The 26,590-nt window shown below is 44.6% G+C and carries 21 protein-coding genes; 17 read left to right on the top strand and 4 right to left on the bottom strand.

Translation table 11 applies throughout. The features are described from left to right. The first annotated feature begins 244 nt into the window (after positions 1-244). Positions 245-505: a hypothetical protein gene (locus HBAL_RS09295; RefSeq protein WP_015827690.1), complete on the top strand. Its 261-nt coding sequence runs from the start codon at positions 245-247 to the stop codon at positions 503-505. Here HBAL_RS09295 and HBAL_RS09290 read toward each other — a convergent pair. Then, on the bottom strand, positions 502-1,185 hold the full coding sequence (locus HBAL_RS09290) for an HAD-IA family hydrolase (RefSeq protein ID WP_015827689.1): 684 nt from the start codon (positions 1,183-1,185) through the stop codon (positions 502-504). The two genes, HBAL_RS09295 and HBAL_RS09290, sit on opposite strands and share 4 nt — an antisense overlap. A 134-nt stretch (positions 1,186-1,319) precedes the next feature. Here HBAL_RS09290 and glmU point away from each other — a divergent pair, with 134 nt between their 5' ends. The 7 genes from glmU (at position 1,320) to HBAL_RS09255 (ending at position 9,185) form a co-directional block, all read left to right on the top strand. Then, positions 1,320-2,666: a bifunctional UDP-N-acetylglucosamine diphosphorylase/glucosamine-1-phosphate N-acetyltransferase GlmU gene (gene glmU, locus HBAL_RS09285; RefSeq protein ID WP_015827688.1), complete on the top strand. Its 1,347-nt coding sequence runs from the start codon at positions 1,320-1,322 to the stop codon at positions 2,664-2,666. Positions 2,667-2,748: 82 nt separating this feature from the next. Beyond that, positions 2,749-3,450, top strand: coding sequence for a ribose-5-phosphate isomerase RpiA (gene rpiA, locus HBAL_RS09280; RefSeq protein ID WP_015827687.1), 702 nt, complete (start codon positions 2,749-2,751; stop codon positions 3,448-3,450). 49 nt (positions 3,451-3,499) lie between these two features. Continuing rightward, the gene (gene gor / locus HBAL_RS09275) at positions 3,500-4,873 is read left to right on the top strand and encodes a glutathione-disulfide reductase (protein WP_015827686.1); all 1,374 of its coding nucleotides are present in this window, start codon (positions 3,500-3,502) and stop codon (positions 4,871-4,873) included. Positions 4,874-5,072: 199 nt separating this feature from the next. Further along, positions 5,073-5,924 (top strand): ParA family protein, encoded by an 852-nt coding sequence (locus HBAL_RS09270; RefSeq protein WP_015827685.1) that lies wholly within the window; start codon positions 5,073-5,075, stop codon positions 5,922-5,924. Beyond that, positions 5,921-6,289, top strand: coding sequence for a hypothetical protein (locus HBAL_RS09265; RefSeq protein WP_015827684.1), 369 nt, complete (start codon positions 5,921-5,923; stop codon positions 6,287-6,289). Before HBAL_RS09270 ends, HBAL_RS09265 begins: the two co-directional genes overlap by 4 nt. A gap of 105 nt (positions 6,290-6,394) precedes the next feature. Then, the gene (locus tag HBAL_RS09260) at positions 6,395-7,771 is read left to right on the top strand and encodes a class II 3-deoxy-7-phosphoheptulonate synthase (RefSeq protein WP_015827683.1); all 1,377 of its coding nucleotides are present in this window, start codon (positions 6,395-6,397) and stop codon (positions 7,769-7,771) included. 49 nt (positions 7,772-7,820) lie between these two features. Then, on the top strand, positions 7,821-9,185 hold the full coding sequence (locus HBAL_RS09255; protein WP_015827682.1) for an MATE family efflux transporter: 1,365 nt from the start codon (positions 7,821-7,823) through the stop codon (positions 9,183-9,185). A 61-nt stretch (positions 9,186-9,246) separates the two neighbouring features. Here the strand turns inward: HBAL_RS09255 and HBAL_RS09250 are convergent, their stop codons facing one another. Beyond that, positions 9,247-9,516, bottom strand: a complete 270-nt coding sequence (locus tag HBAL_RS09250) for an HU family DNA-binding protein (RefSeq protein ID WP_267879147.1) — start codon at positions 9,514-9,516, stop codon at positions 9,247-9,249. Between the two features lie 114 nt (positions 9,517-9,630). Continuing rightward, a complete protein-coding gene (locus HBAL_RS09245; RefSeq protein ID WP_015827680.1) occupies positions 9,631-10,539 on the bottom strand; it encodes a molybdopterin-guanine dinucleotide biosynthesis protein A in 909 nt (302 codons plus the stop codon). 307 nt (positions 10,540-10,846) lie between these two features. Here HBAL_RS09245 and HBAL_RS09240 point away from each other — a divergent pair, with 307 nt between their 5' ends. The 7 genes from HBAL_RS09240 to HBAL_RS09210 all read left to right on the top strand — a co-directional run bounded on the left by HBAL_RS09240 (position 10,847) and on the right by HBAL_RS09210 (position 19,825). After that, positions 10,847-11,767, top strand: a complete 921-nt coding sequence (locus HBAL_RS09240) for a Gfo/Idh/MocA family protein (protein ID WP_015827679.1) — start codon at positions 10,847-10,849, stop codon at positions 11,765-11,767. A 12-nt stretch (positions 11,768-11,779) separates the two neighbouring features. Then, positions 11,780-12,958, top strand: coding sequence for a DegT/DnrJ/EryC1/StrS family aminotransferase (locus tag HBAL_RS09235; RefSeq protein WP_015827678.1), 1,179 nt, complete (start codon positions 11,780-11,782; stop codon positions 12,956-12,958). A gap of 192 nt (positions 12,959-13,150) precedes the next feature. Continuing rightward, positions 13,151-14,812 carry an NAD+ synthase gene (locus HBAL_RS09230; RefSeq protein WP_015827677.1) on the top strand — a complete coding sequence of 554 codons (1,662 nt, stop codon included), beginning with the start codon at positions 13,151-13,153 and terminating at the stop codon, positions 14,810-14,812. Continuing rightward, positions 14,805-15,854 carry a class I SAM-dependent methyltransferase gene (locus HBAL_RS09225; protein ID WP_015827676.1) on the top strand — a complete coding sequence of 350 codons (1,050 nt, stop codon included), beginning with the start codon at positions 14,805-14,807 and terminating at the stop codon, positions 15,852-15,854. Before HBAL_RS09230 ends, HBAL_RS09225 begins: the two co-directional genes overlap by 8 nt. Before the next feature lie 129 nt (positions 15,855-15,983). Beyond that, complete coding sequence (locus HBAL_RS09220) at positions 15,984-18,464, top strand: M1 family metallopeptidase (protein ID WP_015827675.1); 2,481 nt, start codon at positions 15,984-15,986, stop codon at positions 18,462-18,464. Further along, entirely contained in the window at positions 18,461-18,985 is a 525-nt protein-coding gene (locus HBAL_RS09215) for a DUF6702 family protein (RefSeq protein ID WP_015827674.1), read from the top strand. Before HBAL_RS09220 ends, HBAL_RS09215 begins: the two co-directional genes overlap by 4 nt. Positions 18,986-19,111: 126 nt before the next feature. Next, positions 19,112-19,825: a DUF599 domain-containing protein gene (locus tag HBAL_RS09210; RefSeq protein ID WP_015827673.1), complete on the top strand. Its 714-nt coding sequence runs from the start codon at positions 19,112-19,114 to the stop codon at positions 19,823-19,825. 274 nt (positions 19,826-20,099) lie between these two features. On the opposite strand, the gene HBAL_RS09200 is transcribed toward HBAL_RS09210, so the two are convergent. Then, a complete protein-coding gene (locus tag HBAL_RS09200; RefSeq protein ID WP_015827671.1) occupies positions 20,100-21,566 on the bottom strand; it encodes a glycosyltransferase in 1,467 nt (488 codons plus the stop codon). A gap of 259 nt (positions 21,567-21,825) precedes the next feature. On the opposite strand from HBAL_RS09200, the gene HBAL_RS09195 reads away from it, so the two are divergent. Together HBAL_RS09195 and uvrB are read left to right on the top strand one after the other, a co-directional pair. After that, positions 21,826-24,183 (top strand): putative bifunctional diguanylate cyclase/phosphodiesterase, encoded by a 2,358-nt coding sequence (locus HBAL_RS09195; protein ID WP_015827670.1) that lies wholly within the window; start codon positions 21,826-21,828, stop codon positions 24,181-24,183. Between the two features lie 106 nt (positions 24,184-24,289). After that, a complete protein-coding gene (gene uvrB, locus HBAL_RS09190; protein ID WP_015827669.1) occupies positions 24,290-26,518 on the top strand; it encodes an excinuclease ABC subunit UvrB in 2,229 nt (742 codons plus the stop codon). Positions 26,519-26,590: the final 72 nt, after the last annotated feature.

Raw genomic sequence — 26,590 nt, 5'->3', positions numbered from 1 at the left:
AAATGTATCTCTACATGAATAGAATATGAACAAATAAAAGATTGTTCAGCTTAGGTTCAGTTTTGTTGAAAGTTTTATGCAGTTTAATTTAAACTATTGAATTTACCATTTGATGAGATATATTTAACTCATTCAAGTAGTGAAGAAAACAACAAATATCAGTGCTTGTTTATTTAGAGGGACTTGTCTCTACCATTGACGCAAGAAGTAAATTCAATGGATAGGTTTGGAGAAGTAAAGTAAAATGGCCAGCGATTTTTGTACTGAAGACGGCGCTATGCGCATTAAAAACAAGATCGAAGAATATTGGAAAAACCGCGGTTATGACGTGAATATCAATCTGGTTGATGCTGGATTTATTCCTGCAATGCGATCAGCTAGAACTGATATTCGTTCCAATATGGTGAACGGTATGCCAACTCCCGGTGTGGGAGGCTCACTTAGGGGAAGCTCAGAGAAAAACTTCGACTACGCCCAAAGAGTAGACCGTCAGATGATGAACTAATTTACTTGCTTCAAAAGAGACAAAAGTGAACTAGGTAATTCATTGAAGTCATCGATTATCGCATCTGGATTTAGATCTATTGGTGCGATGTCGGTGTAACCAAATGAGACTAAGACAATTGGCGCACCGGCATTGCGGGCTGCGCCAACGTCAGAGTGTGAATCGCCGATCATAATCGATCGTTTTGGGTCGCCTCCTGCTTCTTCCACTGCTTGCAAATAATGTTGTTGGTGTGGTTTGGCATGAATAGCAGAATCTGCACCCACAATACTTTTAAACCTATGAGCGATGTTAAGAGTTTCTAGTAAACGAACCGCTAGATGTGTTTTTTTGTTGGTGCATACACAAAATTGAGCGCCTGCAGCTTCCAAGGCATCTAGTGTAGTTTCAACATTATCAAAAAGATGACTGCGACCAGCAATGTCGGCTTGGTATATTTCAACAAATTTGGAAGTTAATTCATCCAGCTTATCGGATTTGAATACTTTGCCAGAAATCGCGGCACCTCGTTCTATGAGTGCTCGTGCCCCCTGACCGACAAAAGCTCTGACATTTTTGAGGCTAACTTCCTTTAGACCTTCGGTTCGCATGATTTCATTCGTGGCCCTGTGTAGGTCTGGGGCAGTTTCAACCAATGTTCCATCAAGGTCGAAAACTATTGTGTAACCTTCTAAAAACATGATGCGTGAGACCTCTTTATAGTGGAGTTGGTTGGGGCGCTAAAAAATGCAACAGAAAAGCTTGCTACAGAGAGCCAATTGAAGGAATGTCCGGCAATCTTAAGGGATTTAGTTACTGACAGCGAGGGGTGGATATGTCTAGAGCAGCAATTATTTTGGCCGCCGGTAAAGGCACACGCATGAAATCGGCGACGCCGAAAGTCCTACACAAGGTTGGTGGACGTGCGATGATGGCTTGGACAGCCGATCTTGCGACAAAATTAGGGTGCGAAAAAACGATTATTGTCGTTGGGCCTCAGTTTGAAGATGTTCATCAAGCTGCTGTCACATTGGTTGGTGCAGAAAATGTTTGTGTTCAGGAAACACAATCTGGAACAGCGACTGCTGTACAGGCTGCATCTTCTGCTCTGAAGGGTTTTGAAGGCGAAGCTATCGTCCTTTATGCTGACACACCACTAATTCCTGAAGAGGTAGTATTGGGTGCTTTTACTTCGATTGAGGAAGGCGCTTCGATAAGTGTTCTGGGCTTTGAGGCGGATGATCCGGGCGGGTATGGTCGTTTAATTCTCGGGGAAGATGGTGGTTTAGATCGCATCGTTGAAGCAAAAGATGCGTCTCCTGAAGAATATGCTGTTCGTTTATGTAATTCTGGCGTGATGGCTGCGCCGTGGCCACTTATGGAAGAGCTGCTTGGTGAGGTTAAAAACGACAACGCTAAAGGTGAATATTACCTCACTGATCTAGTTGGATTAGCACGTAAGCGTTCACTGAAAGCTGCAGCTGTTTCGTGTCGGGAAGATGATGTTCTCGGCGTGAATTCTCGTGTGCAATTAGCCGAAGCAGAAGCCGTTTTCCAACAAAGAGCACGCATTCGTTTCATGGAAGAAGGTGTCGGCATGATAGACCCGAACACAGTGTATTTTTCATGGGATACACAAATCGGCAATGATGTGTTTGTCGAGCCAAATGTGGTGTTTGGCCCAGGCGTATCAATTGCGAGTAATGTTACTATAAAAGCGTTTTGCCATTTTGAAGGCGCTAGTGTTTCTGAGGGCGCTGTGCTTGGTCCATATGCGCGTTTGCGTCCAGGCGCATCTATTGGAGAGGACGTGCGTGTTGGAAACTTTGTCGAAGTTAAAAACACGACAATGGAAAAGGGTTCTAAAGCCAACCATTTAGCGTATTTAGGTGATGGTGTTGTCGGTGAAAATGCCAACATTGGAGCGGGGACGATTTTTTGTAATTATGATGGGTATTTCAAACATAGAACTGAAGTCGGAAAGGACGCATTTGTAGGTTCCAATTCATCATTGGTGGCTCCAGTCAAAATAGGAGACGGAGCGATGGTTGGTTCTGGATCTGTTGTAACAAAAAATGTGAATGCAGGTGATTTGGCATTAGCGCGAGGGCAGCAGATTACAAAAACGGGATGGAGTGCCAAATTTCGTGAAGTGATGAGCGCACGCAAAAAGAAGCAATAAATTTGGTGAATGAGAAAGCCTTTGTTTTGCTTTTAAATATGCTCCTTGAGTTTGAAGAAATAATGGAATGGAAATCTAGAACATGTCAGATATTGCTAAACGTAATGCCGCAATCGAAGCTCTCAAACTCGTCGAAGATGGAATGACGCTTGGCCTTGGAACTGGCTCTACAGCAGCATTTTTCGTTGAAGAGCTTGGTAAGAAGGTGCAATTGGGACTGGATGTTATCTGTGTATCTACTTCTGAAGTTACAGAAGCTCAGGCGCGTTCGTTGAATATCCCGATGGCTGATTTAGATACAGCACCAACAATACATCTTACTATAGATGGGGCAGATGAGTTTGATCCTGAACTTCGCCTTATAAAAGGTGGCGGTGCTGCTTTGTTACGTGAAAAAATTATTGCCGACTCTTCTGACATGATGGTTGTGATCACTGATGCTTCCAAACAAGTGGCTCAGTTGGGTGCCTTTCCACTTCCTGTAGAAGTTAATCCATTTGGTATGGCGCTCACAAAAGCGCGTATTGAAGAGACATTAGAAATTCTAGGAATGTACGGTATTCACGTCAATGTACGTTTAAATGAGGGGGGGGGACCTTTACTTACCGATGGCGGTCACCACATTCTGGATCTACATTGTAAGGCTATTCCAGACCCAGATATGCTAGGTGCCGTGTTGGATCAAATTCCAGGCGTTGTTGAGCACGGATTATTTCTGGATATTGCTGACGCGGTGATCATTGGAACAGAAACTGGCGCAGAAACGATAGCTAGAGAAGAATAAACTTCGACGCTTTGAGTTTGCCAAGAATAGAATGCGGGAGCTATCGCACATGAGCTATGATTATGACTTGTTCACCATTGGAGCTGGATCTGGTGGTGTGCGTGCATCCCGTATTGCTGCGTTAACGGGTGCTAAAGTTGCCATAGCTGAAGAATTTCGTACCGGTGGTACGTGTGTGATTCGAGGATGCGTTCCCAAAAAATTCATGGTTTATGCGTCCGAATACCGGAAGGCATTTAAGGATGCCAAAGGGTTTGGGTACACTATTCCCGAGATATCATATGATCACAAAGCGTTTATCACATCTCTTGGTTCTGAAGTAGATCGCCTTTCAGGGATTTACGCGCGCAACTTAAATAATGCGGGCGTTGAGCTAATTCATGAGCGCGCTGAAATAGTAGACGCGCACACGATAAAACTTGTGAAGTCAGGTAAAACGGTAACAGCGGAACGTATTCTTGTTGCTGTTGGTGGGACGCCATTTGTTCCAGGTGAATTTGAAGGTGCCGAACACTGTATTTCATCAGATCAAATTTTTGATGTTGAAGAATTGCCTAAATCCATTGTGATAGGTGGCGGCGGATATATTGCGGTAGAATTTGCACATATTTTTGCGGGACTTGGTGTTGAAACGCACCTTGTTTATCGCGGTGATACCGTACTTCGCGGGTTTGACGATGATATCCGTACTGCTGTGCATCAGGGCATGGTTCAGGCTGGTGTTCATGTTGTGACGAGTGCTGTTTTTGAAAAGGTTTCTAAAACATCTGATAGTGACCACCAATACAAAGTGGAACTGTCTAATGGACATGCGATAGATGCTGATATTGTCATGGGGGCCTTTGGGCGATCACCCTATACAAAAGGACTTGGACTGGAAAACGCCGGTGTTGAGTTGGCAGCGAATGGATCGATTAAAGTTGACGAGTGGTCAAAAACAAACGTGCCGACCATTTGGGCTGTTGGTGATGTGACTGACCGCGTCAATCTAACACCAGTTGCCATCCGCGAGGGGCATGCTTTTGCAGACACAGAATTTGGTGGAAAGCCGCACCATTTTGATCATGATAAGATAGCGACAGCAGTATTTACTCAACCTCCTGTCGGAACGGTTGGCCTTAGTGAAGAACAAGCTAGAGCTGAACATGGTGAAATTGATATCTATAAGTCAGATTTCAAACCCATGAAGAATGCGCTTTCTGGAGATCAATCTCGTGTGTTGATGAAGATAGTTGTTCGCGCCAGTGATCAGGTTGTATTGGGATGTCATATCGTAGGACCTGATTCACCTGAAATCATTCAAGCAGTCGGTATTGCAGTAAAAATGAATGCGACGAAGCAGGATTTTGACAATACATGTGCATTGCACCCTTCTCTTGCAGAAGAGTTGGTGACTATGCGGACTAAATTTGTACCGACATAGAAAAAATACGGTTCTTAAAAAAAATTCATAAACAGACTTTTTTGCAAAAAAAGTACAGGTCAGCCTAGAATATACACAAGCTGTAATCTTAAGGTGGTTGACCTGTGCTTCATTCCGTTGAACCAAGAATATGGTAAATACACCGGTTTCGTTGTTGGCTGTATTGCGAATTGTTTAGTTTGAGGAGTCATCACTAATTATGCGTATTGTGTCTGTGATGAACATGAAGGGTGGCGTTGGGAAATCCACGAGCGTCTGCATGTTGGCTGAAGCGTTAGCATCTCAAGCTTCAATGCGCGTATTGGTCGTTGATTTAGATCCACAATCTAATGCATCCATGATTTTGTGTGGTTTGGATAAATGGTCTGAGCTGCGGGAGTCTGAGCGCACACTCGATGCATATTTTGCGCAGTTTGTGCATGGCACTGAGCCACGCAGATTTCATGAATTTATCGCGCCGCGAATTAGTGACTTACAAGGGGAGCCTGTCGTCGACCTAGTCGTTGCGACACCCGAATTTCGGTATGTTGAGCGTGACGCTTTGGATAAATTTATTCGTCAAGGTTTCACAATTACTGCCGTTCAGGAGCGCTTGACGCGTTTAATGGCTTCAGCTGTAGAAAGTGTTGCATCAAATTACGATGTTGTGCTGTTTGATTGTCCACCAGGAATATCGTTATTTGCTGAAGCGGCTATCACAATGTCTGAGTATGTGGTGATCCCGACAATCCCTGACTATGTTTCTCGATTAGGTATTTTTGCTTTTCGTCGCCGCGCAGTGCGATCTATGGAAAAACGACGTTTCACAGAAGACAATATTCTGACTCTGATTACTAAATATGATCCCAATATCGTTCTTCATGAGAGTGAAGTGCTGTCATTACGGTCGGACTTTAAGACTTTTGATATAGTCGTTCCTCAAAACGAAAATATTGCACGTGCTGGTGAGTGGTCAGAAACGCCTCGAAGTTTTGATCAAAAATATGGAGATGCTGCAGGCATTGTTAGAGACCTTGCAGCTGAGTTTCAGGAAAAGGTTGGACTTTTATGATCGAAAAGTCGCTTAAATCATTATTTGGTATCGTGGCAGATGAAGCAGCAAGAAATCGTGCATTTGCCCGTAAGCTGGAAGATGAAATCTTAAAGCAAGCAAAAGATGTTACCAAAGCGCGTGAATTAGAAGAGCAGGTTACAGGCTTTAATCCTAATGTTGTGTTTAAAGAAGCGGGTGCTGAGGGTCTAAAATTTGCTTTAAAAAACAGATCAATTGCTGCATTGAAAAAGATAGTTGAACGGCACAATATAGATCCGTCCAATCAACTTGGAAGTCGGCCAACGCGCGGGAAAATTGTAGAAATTATTCTAATTGCGGCTGATAAAAGAGCAAAAAGAGACGCGAAACTCTTTGAATACTAAGAAAAATGCAAATTTCTTGTTTAAGTGATCAAAGCAGACCTTGCTCTATTGCATTGCTGTTGGCTATGACAGTAGCTCAGTTTTTATAAAAAGAAGTCAGTCATCATGACAAAATGGGCACCAGATTCATGGCGGGCAAAACCTGCTAAACACATTCCAGAAGATTACCCAAATTCAGCTGCCCTAGCTGACGTTGAGGCAACACTATCTCAATACCCACCATTGGTGTTTGCAGGAGAAGTGCGTCGATTGAAAGCGCGTTTGGGTGATGTTGCTGCCGGAAGAGCATTTTTGCTTCAGGGCGGTGATTGTGCTGAAAGTTTTAAAGAATTTAACTCGAACAACATCCGCGATACGTTCCGTGTGATTTTGCAGATGGCTGTAACGCTAACATTTGCTGCATCAAAACCTGTTGTGAAAGTGGGCCGTATTGCAGGACAGTTTGCTAAGCCACGTTCGAGCCCTGTTGAGGTAAAAGACGGTGTAACTCTTCCTTCCTATCGTGGTGACATTATCAATGGAATGGAATTTACGCCTGAAAGTCGTACACCTGATCCTCAGCGTTTGATCCGCGCGTATAACCAGTCGGCTGCCACGATGAATCTCGTGCGGGCTTTTTCTCGCGGCGGTTATGCTGACCTACACAATTTGAATAAGTGGATGCTTAGCTTTGTTGATCGGTCACCCCAAGGCGAGCGATTTCAAAAAATAGCGACACAGATCAATGAAGCTGTTGATTTTATGGAAGCTATTGGGCTGACACCTGACAACACACCGATTATGAGTGAAACTGAGTTTTATACATCTCATGAGGCGTTGCTGCTGGGGTATGAGCAGGCGATGACACGTGAAGATTCAACAATTCCGAATCAGACCGTGGATACATCAGCTCACATGCTTTGGATTGGTGATCGTACTCGTCAGCTTGATGGAGCGCATGTCGAATTTTGTCGTGGTGTTATTAATCCGATTGGCATGAAGTGTGGTCCAACTTTGGATCCAGACGAGCTGATTCGCTTAATAGACACGCTCAACCCAGAAGATGAGCCAGGGAAAATGGTTCTGATTGCGCGATTTGGTGCCGATAAAGTTGAAGATGGACTTTCCAAATTAGTCCGACGTGTCGAGCAAGAAGGGCGTTCTGTTATCTGGTCTTGTGATCCGATGCATGGAAACACACTCACATCTGAATCTGGGTATAAGACACGACCTGTAGACCGTATCTTGTCGGAAGTTGCTCAGTTTATTGACGTTGTGTCGACTGAGGGTGCGTACCCGGGTGGTGTTCACTTTGAGATGACTGGTCAAAATGTAACTGAATGTCTAGGTGGAGCTCAAGATATAACGGATGCAGATCTATCATCACGATATCACACGCATTGTGATCCGCGATTGAACGGTGAGCAGGCTCTGGAATTAGCTTTCTTAGTTGCAGAGAAACTTCGGTCAAAAAAATCAAGTGTGGCGCTAGCGGCGCAGTAGGTATAGACCCTTCTTCGCTGGCCGCTCGGCTAGCGAAGGAGCTTAGCTGATGTCGACTTTAACTAAAAGTAAATTACCCGAATGGGCGCAACCAGATCAAGTTGTTGATCTGATGAAATTGGCGTTTCCAGTCGCTTTGTCGCGTCTTTCTCTTCCCATAATGTCTGTGACTGATGCGGTTGTTCTTGGTCGAATGGCGCAGCTAGAAGTGCCATATATTACCATCGCTTGGTTATTGTTGAGTATTGGTATGGCCGCCGGTATGGGCGTTTTGCAAGGTGTGCAGGTATTCACGGCTGAACTAAATGCATCTGGCCATTATCGTGATACAGGGCGGGTGTTTCGGCGTGGGATGTGGGTAGGCTGCTCTATAGGCCTTGTCAGCATGCTGGCTATTATTATGTGGTCTCGTCCAATGTATGATCTGTTGGGCTTACAAGCCGAAGTGGTTCAAGGGGCCTCCTCAGCAGCGACAATATTGGCATACGGCATGATTGCTCACATGCTGGTGTTCGGCGCGACAATGTATTTGGAAGCATTGAGGAAACCTGTTTGGGTAACGATAATCACCTATTTGGGGGTGGGTGCTAACGTATTGTTTGATTTAGCTTTAGTTGCTGGTTGGTGGGGTTTTGACCCAATGGGAGCAGACGGCGTTGCTTGGGCAACGACTGGCTCTCGTGCATTTACGGCGGTCTTCTTATTGATCTTGGTTTTTGTTTATACGCCGGGGTTTAAAAAGTCGAAACCTGCTCCAAAAGGAGAATTTCTGAGACAAAATACTGTCGGCATTGGAGGCGCAATCGCGAATATGGCCGAGTTTGCAACGTTTAATCTAACATTCGTTATTGCGACTTTGGCGAGCACAATGACAGGCATGATTTATTCACTCGCTATTCAGCCGATATTTTTCAGTTTCATGCTCTTTGTAGGGATTGCCACGGCTACGTCTGTGCGTGTTGCTGAAAGTTTTGGGCGCGGCGATGCAATTGGTGTAAAGAATGCCTCACGCCTAGGTGTATTCGCCGCTGTGTTGGCGGGTGTTGTTGTGACGACAATTATATATGTTTTGCAGATGCCTTTAGCGATAGGTATGGCTAGCAGTGAGGAAGCTGTGACTCTAGGTACAATAGAGTTGCTAGCGCCTGTTATCGGAGTGGCGGCTTTTGTGGTGATGTTTGATGGGTTACAGGTGGTTGCGTCTTCAGCACTTAGAGCGCAGGAAAAAGTTTGGATACCTGCGGCAATCCACATAGGTGCCTATCTAACGGTCATGTTGCCATTGGTGTATTGGTTCACTTTGATCAAAGGATATGGCGCTGTGGGTGCTATGTCAGGTGTTGCAATAGGTTCGCTCGTTGTCGGTATTTGTCAGGTTATTTTCTTAGAATGGAAAACGGCGCGCAACTCGTGAGCCGCGCGCCGTTTTTTGTATCTTAAAAAGATAAATTCCACCGTCTCGGTGAAATATAGCTCTAAAGGTCTTTTAGAACTGAGGCAGGTTTAAATGACGCCGAAGTTTTCTTCGGGATTGTCATTGGCTTGCCTGTGGCAGGGTTGCGGCCTTGACGCTCTTCACGTGTTTTGGCCAAGAAAGTACCAAAACCAGCAAGTGCAACTTGCTCACCCTTTTTAAGTTCGCTGGAAATAGTGTCCAAGACAGCATCAACAGCGCGGCCTGCTTCAGATTGAGTCATGCTAGCAGCTTCTGCAACTTGCTTCGTAAGTTCGGACTTGTTCATTATGTCCCTCCTAAAAAACGATCCGCCGCCCGTTTGTTGCGGCGACTGGCGCGATCTCGCAGTTGTTTGGCCGTTTAGTAAAGCCTTTAACTGTCGAAAATGCCGATAAACAGGGGCTTATACGCCAAAAATCCATCCTTCCTCGGATGAAATAGCTGTTTGAGCCGCTTTTGATCCCTTTTTCGGGCCTTCGAAGAGGGCGGCGATTCGGTCTTTTTCGTCTAGATTCGCAATATATTCGGCCATGATTCGTACTTGAGCTTCGTCTCGAATCTCAGTTTCGGCATTCTTTTGCTCAAGCATTGACGGGAAAACTTCTGCGACAACGATTGATATTCCCTCTAGGTTTTCTTCTATCAAAGGCTCTAAAGGTAGTTCAAACGGCCATATACGGAGGCTATCAAAATCAGCACGAAGTTTATGGATGACAGGAAGGCCCGTCATAACCTGGCCGCCTACGGCTCCAGCATATGCGATTTTCCAAATCGGTTGTGGACGCGCTAGTTTTTGTTTTGTGAGTTCTGCTTCAGTGCGGCGATATTCTTTCATATCGCCACTTTCGTGCTCACGAGGTTTTTTTACAGAGAGAGTTGTTAGTTCATCTCTCTTTGGGCAACCCCAAAAAGGAAAGGGGCCGTCTGAGATGAGGCGGTTCATACGCGCTGCTAACGCGAATCTATTATTTGTGTTGTCCGGCTTATCTTTCATTTCTTTTTTTAAGAAATCACGCATGCTTTCCCAAGGCTTGTCACCTTTGAGGCCTAGTTTTTTAGATGTGCCTTCCGGAAATCCGAGTGGGAAGCCAAACCCAAGGAATACTCGATCACCTCTGTTTGTAAGGCGCGTCAGTAATTCTTGAAGTTGCTGATATGCTATTTCGCGCGTGGCGGGATTTGAAGCACGAAAAGTTAAGCGTAGGCGTGCGTCTGGTACAAGTGCACCAATCCAGATGGAGTCTTTGCCTGTGGTTGGTTTAGAAGTTGCGCTCCAATTAACCATGATGAAGCTATCAAACAGGCGTGACATGACCTATCTCCGGTATTCTATATTGAAAAGATTCTGAGGTACGTGACAGGACGCATTCTCTGTTTACGTGCTCAGCAGGATGCTAATCATGTCCAATGAATGTGTTCAACCCATTGGGGAGTTTTTCGCAAATCAATTCGTATTAAATTTGTAGTCCTTCCTATTTAAAGTATCGTTTTAAGCATGCAATGTAAAATATCGTAATGCTGTTTGATGGACGAGATACTTGCGTATTGGACGTATATCAGGTCTTGGTTTCTTTAAGGTTGGGTAGAGTCGAAATTTACGATCTGGAAGGATCGCTTACGTGTCTGAGTTAAGAGTAGGTTTAATTGGAGCTGGTGTCTTTGCTGGCTATCACGCCCAGAAAATTGTTCAGTTTGAGAACGCAGTTTTTATGGGAGTCTTTGATTTAAATCCCGAAGCTGCTCAGGCAGTCGTGGATAAAGTCGGCGCTGGTGAAGTTGTCGATGATATTGATACGCTGATTTTAGTGTGTGATGCTATTATGATAGCAACGCCTGCGACGACACATGCACAGCTTGCTAGTCGAGTGTTGCGTGCAGGGCGTCACGTTTTTGTTGAAAAGCCATTAGCTCTTACAGGTATAGAAGCAGACACTCTCGTTGCTTTAGCTGATGAAAAAGGCGCGACTATTCAAGTTGGGCATCAAGAGCGGTTTGTTTTTGAAGCGATGGGAATTCTAGGTGCACCTGAAAAACCACTGAGTATTGAGGCCGTACGCGCAGCACCAAGATCACCGACTGGGCGTTGTGAAGATGTGAGTGTTGTTTTTGACTTGATGGTCCATGACATCGACCTCGCCAATGCCGTTTTTGATGCGAAGGGTGCTGTTGATAAAGCTTCGGGTAAAATCGAGCATTCAAAATGCACTGATGAAGCACATGCTGAGATTCAATATGAAGGAGGCGGTGTTGCAAAATTTACAGCGAGCCGCTGTGCACCTGAACGTAAGCGGACAATGAAAATTGTTTACCCATCGGGTGTGGTTGAAATCGACTTCTTGGCGCGCTCAGTGAAAAATGAAACTGGCTTTGACATCAAACTTGATGTTTCCGATGTTTTACCGGATCCGTTGCAGAAATCTGATTTTGCTTTCTTCCAAGCTGCAATAGATGAAGTTCCTTCCCCGATTTCTGGCGAAGCTGGTGCACGCGCTGCTGCACTAGCCGAAGCCGTTGAAAATGCTATCTCCAAACAAGCGTAAGAGTATTATTACATGTCAATCGACCTATCCAAATCACCAAGTGTTGTCATTCCTCAAGCAGATGAGAGCGCTCCGATTCAGTTTTTTGATCTCCAAGCGCAACAAAAGCTTGTTCGAGAAAAAGTAGAAAAACGTTTCACGACGATTTTAGACCATGGACGTCATATCGGTGGTCCTGAGGTTGATGAATTGGAACAAAAACTTGCTCAGGCGACGGGTGCTGCAGATGCAGTGGCAGTCGGCTCTGGTACGCAAGCGTTGGTTATGCCCTTGATTGCACTTGGCTATGGCCATGGAGATGCTGTTTTTATTCCTGGATTTACATATAACGCGACAGCAAATGCTGTTTTGCTTGCAGGTGCGACACCGGTATTTGTGGATATTGATCCAAAGACATTTAATATGTGCCCTCGCGACCTTGAGCGTCAGATTAAGGTTGTAAATGCGCGTCGCGATTTAACAGCAAGAGCTATTATGCCAGTAGATCTTTACGGTCTGCCAGCAGACTACAACACCATTCAGGCTATTGCAGATGCTTATAAATTACGAATTATAGCAGATGGCGCGCAAGCTTTTGGTGGAAAACAAGATGGCAAATGGGTAGGAGCTATCGCTGAAATCACTGGAACATCTTTTTATCCAACGAAAACGCTTGGTGGGTATGGAGATGGCGGCGCTATTCTAACAACTGACACAGACTTTGCTGATGTGCTTCGTTCAATTCGTTGGCACGGTACTGATAATCAACGTAAACTTTCGGTTCGCGTTGGTATAAATGGGCGTTGCGATAGTATTCAATGTGCTGTGGTTAGCGATAAACTAGATATATTCGGTGCAGAACGTGAGCGACGCGTCGCTATTGCCAATATCTATGATGAGCGCTTAACAGGCATCCTGCCACTGCAAGAAGCTCAACCGGGCGCAGAAAATGGGTATGGCTTATACACAGTGCGTGTTGAAAATCGTGATGATGTAAGGGCTGCTATGCAGGCTGAAGGTGTGCCAACTGCCGTTTACTACGACACTGCTTTGCATCAGATGCAAGCTTTCACAGCATACGCCCCAGCAGGTGGGTTAGTGGAATGTGAAAAAGCTGCACGCGAGTCTATGTCTATCCCGATGCATCCGTATTTATCTGATGGCCAAGCGCATCGTGTGTGTGATGTTTTGCTAGCCAGTTTGGCAAAATAATATCCAACACTGACGTAAAGAAGCGAAATTGTTGCAACTTTACCTTGTTGAGTTGATAGTGAAAACCTTAATGGGAAAGCGTTTATGCGCTTTCCTAAATGGGCCAGCTAAATAGATTGATTGCATGATAAAATTGAACTTCCTACAGAAGAGAGATTGCCCCATTGGGCGACGCACTCTAGGTCTATATTCATGAGTGATAGACTAACCATTTTATCTGCACAGCTTAACGCAATCGTTGGCGATGTAGACGCGAATCTTGAGAAAGCGGTAGGGGCTCTCAAAGAAGCACACGCATGTGGTGCAGACCTTGTCGTGTTGCCCGAGCTTTTTTTATGTGGATATCCCCCTGAAGACCTTGTACTCAAACCGGCTCTATCTAAGGCTTGCCTGCGAGCGGCGCATGAACTTGCATCTCAAACAAGGCAAGATGGGCCCGGTATTGTTGTTGGAATGCCAGTATGGGAAGAAGGACAGGCTTTACCTTACAATTCGGTTGCTTTGATAGCTGATGGTGAAATCAAAGCGCTTCGTCATAAATATGAGCTTCCCAATTATGATGTGTTTGATGAAAAGCGTACTTTTCAGCAGGGCCCTAAGCCTTTGCCGGTTGGGTTTCGTGGTTTCACATTAGGTCTTCCCATCTGTGAAGATATTTGGCTTGAAGCCGTTCCGGATGCATTGAAGGAAAAAGGCGCTGAAATACTACTTAGTCCCAATGGATCACCTTGGCGTCGCAATGTGAGAGATGCGCGCTTAAAAGCGTTTTCGCAATGGGCAGATCTCCGGCTTCCATTGGTTTATGTTAATCAGGTCGGTGGACAGGACGAATTGGCATTTGATGGAGAGTCTTTTGCAATAGATTCTCGTGGACGCATTGTGCAGCAATTACCCGACTTTGAAGAAGCTTACAGTGTATCTGTATGGGAACGCACGCCTATGGGCTTGATGTGTGTTGAAGGTAAAAAAGATGAGTTAAGTAGTGACCTAGAAGAGACCTATCTGGCAACGATGATGGGGCTTGGTGATTATGTTCGAAAAACAGGATTTCCCGGTGTATTGATCGGGCTCTCAGGTGGAATTGATAGTGCAATGGTAGCAGCGATTGCTGTTGATGCACTTGGACCTGAGAATGTCTGGTGTGTGATGATGCCATCACGATATACGTCTCGCGAAAGTCTGTTAGACGCCCAGCAATGTGCTGAAGCGCTTGGGGTTAAATACGACAATATTCAGATTTCATCCGCAGTGAATGCTTATGATGAAATGTTGTCTGAAGCCTTTACTGGAACAACACCTGATACGACCGAAGAAAATATTCAATCTCGTGTTCGTGGCGTGACGCTGATGGCTTTGTCAAACAAGTTTGGTCACATGGTAACGACGACAGGTAATAAGTCTGAGATGGCTGTTGGGTATGCCACGCTGTATGGTGATATGTGTGGTGGATATAATCCACTAAAAGATATCTACAAAACAGAAGTGTTTGAATTGGCGCGTTGGAGGAATGCTAACGTTCCAAAGAATGCGCATGGCCCTTATGGCATTGTTATTCCTGAAAATATTATTTCCAAACCACCATCTGCAGAATTGCGTGAAGACCAAAAGGACGAAGATTCTCTGCCGCCTTATCACATATTAGATGACATTCTTTATGGTTTGATTGAGCGAGAAGAAAGTATCGAAGAAATTGTTTCGCGTGGGCATTTTGAGGATGTCGTCAGGCGAATAGATAGTCTTGTTCGAATTAATGAATATAAACGCCGGCAAGCGCCTCCCGGCGTAAAAATAGGCGATAAGAATTTTGGCAGAGGGCGTCGATATCCATTGGTGAATAGATATCGCGATGTCTAAACCTATTCGAAAATATTCTAAATCTTCAAATTTCTACGCTTCTTCTAAGCAAGAGTTTTTTAGCAGCAATGATGACTTGCTAGCGAAGGCTAAACGTCAGAACGAATTATATGCTAAAGGTCCAGCACGCTTAAACTGTAAAATATGCGGCGACGTATTGCTAGAAGAAACCGACATCAAATCACATGGTGTTGAATATGTATTTTGTCGAAATTGTAATCATCTAAACGGCCGCCACGATGACACACAGGATTTTGTAAATTCACTATATGTTGCCGATGGTGGAACAGATTATGCCAATAATTATATTGATAATGAATATGCATCTCGTGCCGAGAAAATTTATATTCCAAAAGCTGAATTTCTGAAAGATAGCCTTCCTCGTACTCCAACAGGTATTTTGGATGTTGGTTGCGGTGGGGGATACTTTGTCTATGCGGCTCAAAAGCTTGGATTTGCGTCCTTAGGCATTGATGTTAGCGAAACAATGACAGCATATGGAAATAGTCAGATCGAAAACCATCTCGGTTGTGAACCACTCCATTGTGTTGATGAAACAGAATTGTATGAAGCTGTTCGATGTACGGCTTTTGATGTTGTGTCAGCTATCGGTGTAATCGAGCATCTACGCGAACCAGAACGATTTTTTGATGCGGTGAAGAAAAGTAAGGCTTCTTTTCTCTATTATTCAGTGCCGATGTTTTCACCATCTGTTTTTCTAGAAAATGCCATGCAAGACATTTTTCCAAGACAATTGTCCGGTGGTCACACTCATTTGTTCACCGAAGAATCTCTTCTAAAGATGCATGAATTGGTGGGCGGAACCAGTATAGCTGAATGGAGATTTGGAACGGATATGATGGATTTATACCGTTCACTTGTTGTTTCTTTGCAAAAAAGCGGCGGTTCTTCATATGCGCAAGAGCAAGTCTCCAGAGGAATGGGCGGATTGATTGATGGGCTACAAAGTGTGTTGGATGAAAATCACTTTTGTTCTGAGATTCATGTGCTTGTTTCTTGCGCGAATTCCCGTAATGGGTGATTAATTAGAGCGTATTTTGCTTTGATGTAAGTTTTTTCAGTCTTGAATAGTCAGATTGACGCATACGGCTCGCTTTTTCTGAATTTTTTGTTAGAAACATTCCAAATGGAATTTCTGACGAGGAAGATAATGAGACGATTGGCAGTGGCTATAAGCTGTGCATGTGTTGCTTTTTTGAGTTCAGCTCACGCTCAAGGTATTCAGCAGACCAAAGGGGATTTTCAAGATAAATTCCGTCAATTGGATGAAGTTTTACCTTCTCCAAATGTATATAGGAATGCAGCAGGTGAGCCGGGGCATCAATATTGGCAGCAGGAAGCAGACTATAGTATCCGTGCCGAATTGGACGAAGAAAACCGTAAATTGATCGGTAAAGAGACAATTTCGTATACGAATAATTCTCCCGATACTTTGCGATATCTATGGTTGCAGCTTGAGCAAAATATATTCAAGCGCGATTCTATGAAAGAATTGGCCACTGATTTTGGTGGTGTAGGTCGCCGTGGGCCAGCAGTTAGTGCTGGCGGGAATGGTGAGCCTGCGAAACTTAGCTTGGGTGAAATTGCGCGCCAGCAAGACATGGCTGATAATGACTATGGTTATGACATCACGCGCGTAGCGGATACTCGCGGAAATGCATTGCCTTACACTATCGTTGGAACGCTAATGCGTATTGATCTTCCAACGCCTCTAGCATCAGGTAAATCTACAACCTTTTCAATTGATTGGGAGCATTTGATTGTAGAGGAAAATATCGTATCCGCGCGATCTGGTTTTGAACATTTCCCGGATGATGAGCGAGAAGGCGGGAATGATATTTTCCTGCTTGCGCAATGGTTTCCTCGCATGATCGCCTATTCTGATTATGAAGGTTGGCACAATAAAGAATTTCTTGGTCGCGGTGAATTTACGCTAGAATTTGGTGATTACGATGTTCAGTTAACCGTTCCAAATGACCACATTGTATCGGCAACGGGTGAACTTCAAAATGCAAGTGCTGTATTGTCAGCCACGCAACGTTCGCGTTTGAATCAAGCTAGAAATAAAACTGATGCTCCGATGTATATCGTGACACCGGAAGAGGCGTTGGAAAATGAAAAATCCAACCCAACAGGCAAAAAGACATGGCGTTTTGTTGCTGACAATGTGCGCGATTTTGCTTGGGCATCTTCGCGTAAATTTATGTGGGACGCTCAGGCTCACAAACAGCCGGGCGCAGAAAATGACACGGTCTTGGCAATGTCATTCTGGCCCAAAGAGGGTGGAGAACTCTGGGAAAAATATTCAACTGCGGCGATCGTGCATACACTTAAAGTCTATTCACGTTTCTCATTTGATTATCCATATCCAACAGCTCAATCCGTTAATGGACCTGTAGGTGGTATGGAATACCCCATGATTACGTTTAACGGGCCGCGTACGACACTTCAGGATGATGGTAGTCGTACATACACCATGTCAGAGAAGGTGTTTTTGGTTGGTGTTGTGATCCATGAAATCGGGCATATTTATTTTCCTATGACTGTGAACTCAGATGAACGTCAGTGGACTTGGATGGATGAGGGTATCAATTCATTCTTAGATCTGATCGCTTGTTATGAGTGGGATCCTGATATGCCTTGGACTGGTGCGGGTTTGCCGCGTGATGTGACTGCATATATGGCTTCATCAAATCAAGTGCCGATTATGACACAGTCAGATTCGGTGCTAAATTTAGGCTCCAACGCATACCGCAAACCATCTGCTGCTTTGCATATCTTGCGTGATACTATTTTGGGGCGTGAGAATTTCGATTTTGCATTCAAAGAATACGCACGTCGCTGGAAGTTTAAACGCCCTACACCGTCAGACTTTTTCAGAACCATAGAGGAAGCTTCTGGGACTGATCTTGATTGGTTTTGGCGCGGTTGGTTCTATACGACAGATCATGTCGATATCTCTATTGATGGTGTTTACAAGCTGCAATTGGATACGAAAGACCCAGACATAGACTATCCACGTCAACGTCAGGAAAATGCTGACAAACCAAATAAAGTTGGTGTTGAACTTGATAAAGCTGAGGGTATTGAGTCTTGGGTAGATTCTAACCCGAAAATTCGTGATTTCTATGACGAGAATGACATTTATACCGTCACTAACAAGGAAAGAAACGAATACAAATCATTCTTGGATAGTTTGAAGCCTTGGGAACGAGAAGCATTTGACCGGGCTGTTGAAGAAGATCAGAATTATTATGTTCTTGAGTTCTCAAATATAGGTGGTTTGGTTATGCCAATTATCCTTGATCTTGAGTTCACAGACGGTTCGACAGAACGTGAATATATTCCCGCAGAGATTTGGAGACGTAGTCCAGCAAAGGTGCGTAAATTGCTTACATATCCAAAAGGAAAGCAGTTAACGCAAGTTATTGTCGATCCAAATTGGGAGACTGCCGATGTGGACGTTGATAACAACTACTTCCCACGTCAAATTATACCGTCACGTATCGAAGCCTATAAAAGTAAGCGTAGTTCAAGCCTGAACGGGCGTGATATCATGCATGATATGACCACAAAGCTTAAAGTTGACGATGTAGAAAAAGAAGAAGCCGCAGTTGAGGCTGCTGAATGATCTCTAAAATTGCTTCTTATGCAATATTGGCGTGCCTTGTCCTTTTAGGGCAAGGCGCTTCTTTTGCTCATCCTCAGAAAGCAGCTATTGCGACAATTGAGCCCAATTATCGTACAGGTGTTATTGAGATTGTGCATCGTTTTTCCCAGCATGATGCAGAACATGCAGCTCATCTTGTTGGAGCTACGCCTCAATCGATAATTTCCTCTGATGAAGTGCAAGAAAAATTTGCGCAATATGTAACGCAGTCTTTTCGCCTTTCTAATCTTAAAAATGAAGAAATTGACGTAAACGATATCGGGTTTGAATTTGAGGGCGGGTATATATGGGTCTATCAAGAGACATCACTGTTGCAGGGTGTTGAAGGATTGATTGTGCAATATTCAGCACTACAAGAAATTTGGCCGGATCAAACAAATACAGTGAATATTAAACTAGATGGGGATGTCAAAACCCTGACTTTCACAGGCAATACACGCATTCAAGAAGTTTATTTTGCTAAACCTTTGACCAGTAGGTAACAAAACCTTCAACTACATTGTTTATCTCTATCGCATAAACGTTGATCTGCGTTGAAGTTTATTATAATCCGCACTTCAGAGGCCGGTTAGAGATTCAGGCTGAGTCTAAGATTAGGAGCAGTCGATATGTTTCATTTAAGTTTGATGATGCCGCTGCAAGACACTCTTGCATTGCTCTGGTTTTTTCTAGTTTGGCGGGTTTTTGCGTGGGTCACAGATGACAGCAAGTGGCGTCATTTAACGCTTTCATATGCCATGCATGAAGAACGTCGTCGTTGGATGCATTTAATGGCAGATCGTGATGTACGCATTTTGGATGGCAATATTATAGCGGGACTTCAGCAATCAACTTCCTTTTTTGCATCCACTTCATTGCTGGCGATAGGTGGTGGATTTGGTTTGTTGACTGCCGCTGATGATTTTCAGGCTGCACTAGAACGTTCCCTGCTTCACATCAGTCCGTCTCAAGAATTGTTTTATTTAAAAATTGTCGTGCTGATGAGTATGTATGCATACGCCTTCTTCAAATTTGGTTGGTCATACCGTCTGTTCAACTATTGTGCGGTGATGATTGCAGCGACACCAGAGCATGGGCAGAGCAATTCTCATGAGAATGCGGCTGCTGCGGCTGAGATGAATGTCGAAGCTAGCAAACAGTTCAATTACGGTCTGCGAAGTTTCTTTATGGCAATACCAATCCTGGCTTGGTTTGTTTCACCAATTGCTTTTGCTGTTGTGGCGACATTAGTGGTGACTGCGTTGACGCGGAGACAGTTTTTCTCTCGGTCGCGCCTGATCGCTCGCCAAGCATTTCATCTAAATACTGAGAAAAAAGACTAAAGTTTCATTTTCTTGTTAATGAAATCGACCAAAAGGCGACTTGTCAGGACCTGTTTCAAAGCCAAGGCTGTTAAATATTTTGGCGACGAGCAAAAGTCCTATGACTGCAGATAGGAGAGCTAAGAAACGCCAAGGAATTAGGCGTGGTTCAGGGTTGTCATGCGGCTTGTGTGCGCGTTCAAAGCAAAAATAGGCGCTCGCCCCACACAATATTATGCCACACAATGTGATCCCAAAACTGTATATCATTGCAGCCATTTTCCATTGCTTATTATTACGTCACTGGTTCTTTATGTAGTAACGGAATTTTTGATTTTGAGATACCATGTTGGGTTTTTGACCAGATATAAGGGCGTGTATGTAATTCCCATATTGCTCTTATGAAGGCAAAGCTCATAAGGGGCCAATAAAAAGGAGCGGTGAGGAGGGGTTTAAAGCAGTGTGTTACAGCGCTGGAAGCTAAAGCGGCAAGGATGACGCTGGAAAAAGCTAAAATAATAGGAATTAAGTGCAATGGGTTCAGGGTATTTGGAGCGGTGATGATGCTGTATGCCAAATATAGCAATAAAGGCCCATGAAGCCCTGCCGTTAAAATTGCTGAAACGAATGTGATTAAACAGCCCAATGATCGCCAGAGACCTAATGATTTAATCGTTTCGAATGGTTTTCGAGAGAGAACAGCGAGAGATTGTATATGGCCTTTAATCCAGCGCGTCCTTTGAGGTAACCATTGTGCAAGGTTGATTGGTGCCTCCTCTCTAGTAGGCAGCTCGATCATTCCGGCGCTATATCCATTTAAGGCAAGTCGATATCCTAAATCTGCATCTTCTGTGACGTTAAAAGGATCCCAAGCGCCAACTTTTTCTAGGACATTTTTCTTAAAATGGTTGGACGTACCACCAAGAGGTATTGGCCATCCCATTTTTGTCATTGCTGGAAGCCACACATCGAAATGAATAGCGTATTCAAGATCAAATTGGCTGGCAATCCAACTTTCTTCCCCATTATAGGCGTGTAAGGGCGCTTGAATGACAGCAAGGTTCGTGCCTCCATTTTGAAACGCTTGTGCGGCGGCCAACAATTGTTGCGGATGAGGGATATCTTCGGCGTCATAAACGGTAACAATATCACCGGTGGAAAACTGAAGCCCGTAATTTAAGGCTTTGGGTTTAGTCCTTGGGGCATGTTTTGGTACAGAAATAATTTTAAAATTTTGATGTTTGATAGCTTTTTTTAAGGCGCTCTCAGTCGCTTTATCGTCTTCCTCTGTTAGATAGAAAACTTCCAATTTATCTGCAGGGTAATTTAAAGCTTCCATAGCTGATACTGAACGTGAGGCGACTGCTTGTTCATGATATAAAGGGATTAAAAGTGTGAATTTGGGAAGGGCAAATGAAACGCTTTTTTTTGAAGGAGACGTGCTCTTAGTTTTGGGACTGTTGAAAATGCTTATTATAGCGGCGTAAAACCGAAAAATAACTTGTAAAAGTAGGAAGATTGAAAACACGACCATTATGTCATTTATGGAAAATTGTCCGAGGATGAAAAGGGCGCAAGTGATTGTCAAAAACACAAGGAAGGAGACCTTTTGACTGATAGGTATTCCGGATTTTATGCTTTTGTCAGGTTGAGTTTTCAAAAGATGAAAGCAAGCTTTTTGTAGGCGACTTTCTCGATAACCAGGCGGCGGAAACAGAATTTTAGACTGTTCTTCATGCGCAGGATTCTGATAGAGATTCATTGTAAAAACACCCCCATAAACGTCAACGTGCACAATGAGGTTTCATGGGGCATGTTGTTGTTTTAATAGGATTAAACACTCACCAAGCCACAGCAAGTTGATTCAACCCTCAGAGTTGTTTTAAGGGTGGGTTTCTAGTGTTGGGATATATGTGTTGGTTAATGTAATCTGGAAAAATAACCTTCTCGTTTAATTATATGTCCAGCTGTGACTGGTAATGTTGGCTGGTGAGAAGTTATAGATTGCTGGGTGTGCATGAATGCAACAGTTTAGTTTTACGTCTTTTTTTCTGGGAAAAGTTGAAATTCCAGAAGAGAAAAAAGCATGGATTCAGGCTGAACAATATCGTGCATTCCTTGGAATGGCACCTGTTGCTGCTTTTGGGCTAACTGCGACTGGGGCATTTTTATCAATTTTGCATCACAATAGTAGTCTGGGTCCAATAATGTTTTCTTGGGCCTATTCTGCAGGGGTCCTAGCGTATGTGATGATCCGATCTTGGCAGCTGTCTATACAGCAGCCTGACAAAAATTTTCATACCTCACAAAAGTTTAAAAAGATTGGATTTTGGGCTGCCGGTATTGGTTCTGTATGGGGACTGCTAATTGCGGTTTTGATCATGCATGATCAAACCAATTTAGCCCTTGTTGGGGCTGTTGCGGTTGGCATGCTCAGTATGGGGTCATTTGTGCTTGCTGTTTTACCGGTTGCATCTTTGGTATTCATGCTTGGTATTTTGGCTGGTTTCGGCGCTGGAGCAGCTTTGAGCGGGGATGTCGCTTTTCTCGTAATTGTGCCGTTATTTTTGATATTTATGGTTGTTATGCAACGTTATGCTGCGTGGACCTTTCGAAATTTTGTGTTGCAAAGACTGGATAGAAATGCCGTTTCGGAATCCAAGGAAGTTATTTCGTTGCTTCTGCATGATTTTGAAAGTCAGTCATCTGATTGGTTGTGGGATACCGATGAAAACATGTTACTAGGGCGTGTTTCTCAACGGTTTGCTGAAGCCGTTAAACGCCCTGCTGAAGTCCTAAATTCTGAGTGTTTCCTTCATTTTTTTGAAGAAGATTCCAAAGAGCAATTACAAGAGCTGTTTTTAAATCAAAGGTCATTTAGAGATTTCGTCGTACCCATTCGTATAGAAGGTGAGCTGCGGTGGTGGTCGATAAGTGCATCCCCAAAAAGAAATTGCGAAGGTGAATTTACTGGCTACCGAGGCGTGTGTTCTGATGTGACTCAGGAGAGAACTGCTGAAAAGAAAATAGCATATATGGCGCACTTTGATGCGCTTACAGGTGTGCATAATAGAGCAAATTTTTCTACTGAATTGGAAAAAGCGGTTGAGCGTATGCATACGCAAGGAAAACCCTTTGCACTTCATTGTATTGATCTGGATAATTTTAAAACTGTAAATGATACAATGGGGCACCCTGCTGGGGACTCTCTTCTAAAAATTGTAGCTCATAGATTGTCCATGAGTATTTCTGATGGTGATATAGTGGGGCGCCTTGGCGGAGATGAATTTATGGTGCTTCAGATGGGGTGTAATGATGCTGAAGAGGCAATGCTTACCTCGGATATGATTACTGACGCGCTTCTTGAGCCTGTTTCGTTGATGGGAAGCGTTCTGCCTGTTTCCGGTAGTGTTGGGACGTCGTTCGCACCACGAGATGGAGAGACAAGCAAAGAAATAATGCAGCATGCCGATTTAGCACTATATGCAGCCAAACAAGATGGGCGTGGTTGTAACCGTATGTTTGAGCCCAAAATGGATTTGGATGCAAAACGTCGTACTCAGTTAGAGATTGGCCTACGCCGTGCTCTGCAAGAAAACGAGCTGGAAATGCATTATCAGCCCTTAATGGATGTAAGAAGCGGAACAATCAAAGGATACGAGAGTTTGTTGCGTTGGCGTCGAGGGGAAAATGATGTTTTGCTACCAACAGAATTTATCGAGATTGCGGAAGATACAGGACTGATAGTACCTCTGGGGGAATGGATCATTAGAACGGCAATCGCCGAAGCTGCGACCTGGCCCGAGAATATTTCAGTCGCAATTAATCTTTCTCCGACGCAGATGAAAAATCCATCACTGATTTCCACGGTTATCAGTGCTCTAGCAAATAACGCTATGGATCCTGCACGTGTGGAATTCGAGATCACAGAATCTGTTTTGTTGGAAGAATCTGAGGTGAATATCAAGACACTTCATGTGCTGCGTGATCTGGGTGTTAAAATTGCGCTTGATGATTTTGGAACAGGATTCTCTTCTCTAAATTATCTCCGAGCTTTCCCATTTGATAAAATTAAGATTGATAAGTGTTTTGTAACGGAAATGGAAACTCGCGATGATTGTCGAGCCATAATTAGAGCTGTTATGGGATTGGCTCGTGATCTTGGGATGAAAACGACTGCAGAAGGTATTGAAAACCAAACACATGTAGATCTGCTTAAAGCAGAAGGTTGTGATTACATGCAGGGCTTTTTATTTTCTCGTCCGATTCCCGGGCGGTATTTACCGCGTAAAGATGAGACAGCTGAAAACCGCTCAACAATTCCTGATGAACTTCATGAAAAGGGTCGCATTCACTTGCTCAAGCAAGAAGCGGCCTAATTTTAGTTCTTGGGATTGTATACTGCTGACAAGATTTGGCCAAATCATATAAAACAATTGATTTTTGGGGCTTCACTCAGCTTGCTGTCCGCATCATATTGTTGAAATGAATAAGACATCGAAAACTCCCAAATCGTCCAAATCTGTTTCAGAGGCGCCTGCGTCTGCATTTCTATATGAAGGTGCAGAAGAGTTGTTACATCCGTCTGTATGGAAACCGCACCGTCCCGAACGCCAATGGGAAAAGTCTGAAGGTGGGAAGCTTTTTGAGCTTAAATCCGAGTATGAACCTGCAGGAGATCAGCCCGAAGCGATAAAAGAACTTGTGACAGGTGTTGAGACAGATGAAAAAGACCAAGTCCTTCTTGGTGTGACTGGCTCCGGTAAAACATACACGATGGCGCAAGTGATTGAACGCACACAGCGGCCTGCTCTCATACTTGCGCATAACAAGACGCTGGCTGCTCAATTGTATGCGGAATTCAAGAATTTCTTTCCAAATAATTCGGTTGAGTATTTTGTATCCTATTATGACTATTACATGCCTGAAGCGTATGTTCCGCGGACCGATACTTATATTGAAAAAGAAAGTTCGATAAACGAAGCCATCGACCGGATGCGACATGCGGCGACGCGGGCGGTGCTTGAGCGCGATGATGTGATCATTGTGGCGTCAGTGTCGTGTATTTACGGTATTGGGTCGGTTGAAACCTATTCCGCGATGACATTTGTGCTGGAAGAGGCGCAAACCAGAGACCCTAGAGATATTGCGCAGGATTTGGTGGCGCTGCAATACACACGCAATGATGTGGCGTTTGGGCGGGGGACATTCCGCATCAAAGGGGATGTGCTCGATATCTGGCCTGCCCACCAGGAGGATAGGGCTTGGAAAATCAGCTTTTTCGGCGATGAGATTGAAACCATAGTGGAATTTGATCCGCTGACGGGAAAAAAATCCAAGCCGCTGGGCAAAATCAAAGTCTATGCGAACTCTCACCATGTGACACCTCGGCCAACTTTGAATCAGGCTGTTAAGCACATAAAGGAGGAAATGAAGCAGACCGTAGCGCGGTTTGAAGCCGAGGGTAAATTGCTCGAAGCTCAGCGGATTCAGCAGCGCACAGAGTTTGATATGGAAATGATGGTGGCGACGGGTTCGTGTGCCGGCATTGAAAATTATTCGCGCTATCTTTCGGGCCGTAAACCGGGGGAACCGCCCCCGACATTTTTCGAGTATCTACCAGATAATGCACTGGTTTTTGTCGATGAAAGCCACCAAACCATCCCTCAAATTGGGGCGATGTATAAGGGCGACCGCAGCCGCAAAAACACGCTTGCGGAATTTGGTTTCCGCTTGCCCAGTTGTAAGGATAACCGCCCCCTCAAATTTGAGGAATGGGAGGCCATGCGCCCGCAAACTGTGCATGTGTCGGCCACTCCCGGCAAATGGGAGCTGGAGCAAACACAGGGCGTGTTTACCGAGCAAATTATCCGCCCGACGGGCTTGATTGATCCGCCTGTGGAGGTGCGTCCCGTGTCCAAGGACGGTGCCAATCAGGTGGACGATGTGATCGCCGAGGTCAAAAACACAACCCAGCGTGGATTTAGAAGTTTGGTGACGACGCTGACAAAGAAGATGTCTGAAGACCTCACAGATTATATGCACGAGCAGGGCGTGAAAGTGCGCTATATGCACTCTGACATCGACACGGTGGAGCGCATAGAGATCATCCGCGATCTGCGCCTTGGCGTGTTTGACTGCCTGATAGGTATAAACCTGTTGCGGGAGGGGTTGGATATCCCCGAATGTGCGTTTGTGGGGATACTCGATGCCGATAAGGAGGGCTTTTTGCGCTCTGAAACCTCGCTCGTGCAGACGATTGGGCGCGCCGCGCGTAATTCAGAGGCGCGCGTTATTCTATATGCCGACAAGGTGACTGGCTCTATGGAACGCGCCATGAGCGAGACCACACGCCGCCGCGATATCCAGCGTGCGCATAATGAAAAACATGGCATCACGCCCAAAACAGTGGTGCGCGCGGTCGAAGATATTATGGAAGATATTGGCGGCAAGAAAAACGCGGCGTCTGATCTTGTGCCCAATGGCCGCGACCCGAATAAACGCTCAGCTAAAGGCGTGCAGGAAAGTAAAGCAGGCGTCGCCAGTATGGCACCCGGCGGAAAAGGCCACAATCTGGCCGGCGTCATCGCATCCTTGGAAAAAGAAATGCGCGAAGCCGCCGCCAATTTGGAATTTGAAACCGCCGCCCGCCTGCGCGATGAGGTGAAGCAACTGCGTGATGAGGAATTGGGGCTTAATGGGGGCTCTATTTAGTCGGTAGTTTAAAACGAAGTTCTTGGAATAGAGAATTCACTGGAATATTTTTTTAAAGTGCGGGCTTGAAAA

It is taken from the genome of Hirschia baltica ATCC 49814 (genome assembly GCF_000023785.1).
GTDB classification, from domain to species: domain Bacteria; phylum Pseudomonadota; class Alphaproteobacteria; order Caulobacterales; family Hyphomonadaceae; genus Hirschia; species Hirschia baltica.
The sequence above is the reverse complement of the archived record's forward strand: the minus strand, read 5'-3'. Positions and strand labels throughout refer to the sequence as shown.

Excerpts from the sequence above, each read along its gene's own strand:
- HBAL_RS09255 (WP_015827682.1), top strand. The coding sequence starts at position 7,821 with ATGTCGACTTTAACTAAAAGTAAATTACCCGAATGGGCGCAACCAGAT.
- glmU (WP_015827688.1), top strand. The coding sequence starts at position 1,320 with ATGTCTAGAGCAGCAATTATTTTGGCCGCCGGTAAAGGCACACGCATG.
- rpiA (WP_015827687.1), top strand. The coding sequence starts at position 2,749 with ATGTCAGATATTGCTAAACGTAATGCCGCAATCGAAGCTCTCAAACTC.
- HBAL_RS09200 (WP_015827671.1), bottom strand. The coding sequence starts at position 21,566 with ATGAATCTCTATCAGAATCCTGCGCATGAAGAACAGTCTAAAATTCTG.
- HBAL_RS09245 (WP_015827680.1), bottom strand. The coding sequence starts at position 10,539 with ATGTCACGCCTGTTTGATAGCTTCATCATGGTTAATTGGAGCGCAACT.
- HBAL_RS09235 (WP_015827678.1), top strand. The coding sequence starts at position 11,780 with ATGTCAATCGACCTATCCAAATCACCAAGTGTTGTCATTCCTCAAGCA.
- HBAL_RS09195 (WP_015827670.1), top strand. The coding sequence starts at position 21,826 with ATGCAACAGTTTAGTTTTACGTCTTTTTTTCTGGGAAAAGTTGAAATT.
- HBAL_RS09220 (WP_015827675.1), top strand. The coding sequence starts at position 15,984 with ATGAGACGATTGGCAGTGGCTATAAGCTGTGCATGTGTTGCTTTTTTG.
- gor (WP_015827686.1), top strand. The coding sequence starts at position 3,500 with ATGAGCTATGATTATGACTTGTTCACCATTGGAGCTGGATCTGGTGGT.
- HBAL_RS09210 (WP_015827673.1), top strand. The coding sequence starts at position 19,112 with ATGTTTCATTTAAGTTTGATGATGCCGCTGCAAGACACTCTTGCATTG.
- HBAL_RS09230 (WP_015827677.1), top strand. The coding sequence starts at position 13,151 with ATGAGTGATAGACTAACCATTTTATCTGCACAGCTTAACGCAATCGTT.
- HBAL_RS09290 (WP_015827689.1), bottom strand. The coding sequence starts at position 1,185 with ATGTTTTTAGAAGGTTACACAATAGTTTTCGACCTTGATGGAACATTG.
- HBAL_RS09260 (WP_015827683.1), top strand. The coding sequence starts at position 6,395 with ATGACAAAATGGGCACCAGATTCATGGCGGGCAAAACCTGCTAAACAC.
- uvrB (WP_015827669.1), top strand. The coding sequence starts at position 24,290 with ATGAATAAGACATCGAAAACTCCCAAATCGTCCAAATCTGTTTCAGAG.
- HBAL_RS09295 (WP_015827690.1), top strand. The coding sequence starts at position 245 with ATGGCCAGCGATTTTTGTACTGAAGACGGCGCTATGCGCATTAAAAAC.
- HBAL_RS09215 (WP_015827674.1), top strand. The coding sequence starts at position 18,461 with ATGATCTCTAAAATTGCTTCTTATGCAATATTGGCGTGCCTTGTCCTT.
- HBAL_RS09225 (WP_015827676.1), top strand. The coding sequence starts at position 14,805 with ATGTCTAAACCTATTCGAAAATATTCTAAATCTTCAAATTTCTACGCT.
- HBAL_RS09265 (WP_015827684.1), top strand. The coding sequence starts at position 5,921 with ATGATCGAAAAGTCGCTTAAATCATTATTTGGTATCGTGGCAGATGAA.
- HBAL_RS09270 (WP_015827685.1), top strand. The coding sequence starts at position 5,073 with ATGCGTATTGTGTCTGTGATGAACATGAAGGGTGGCGTTGGGAAATCC.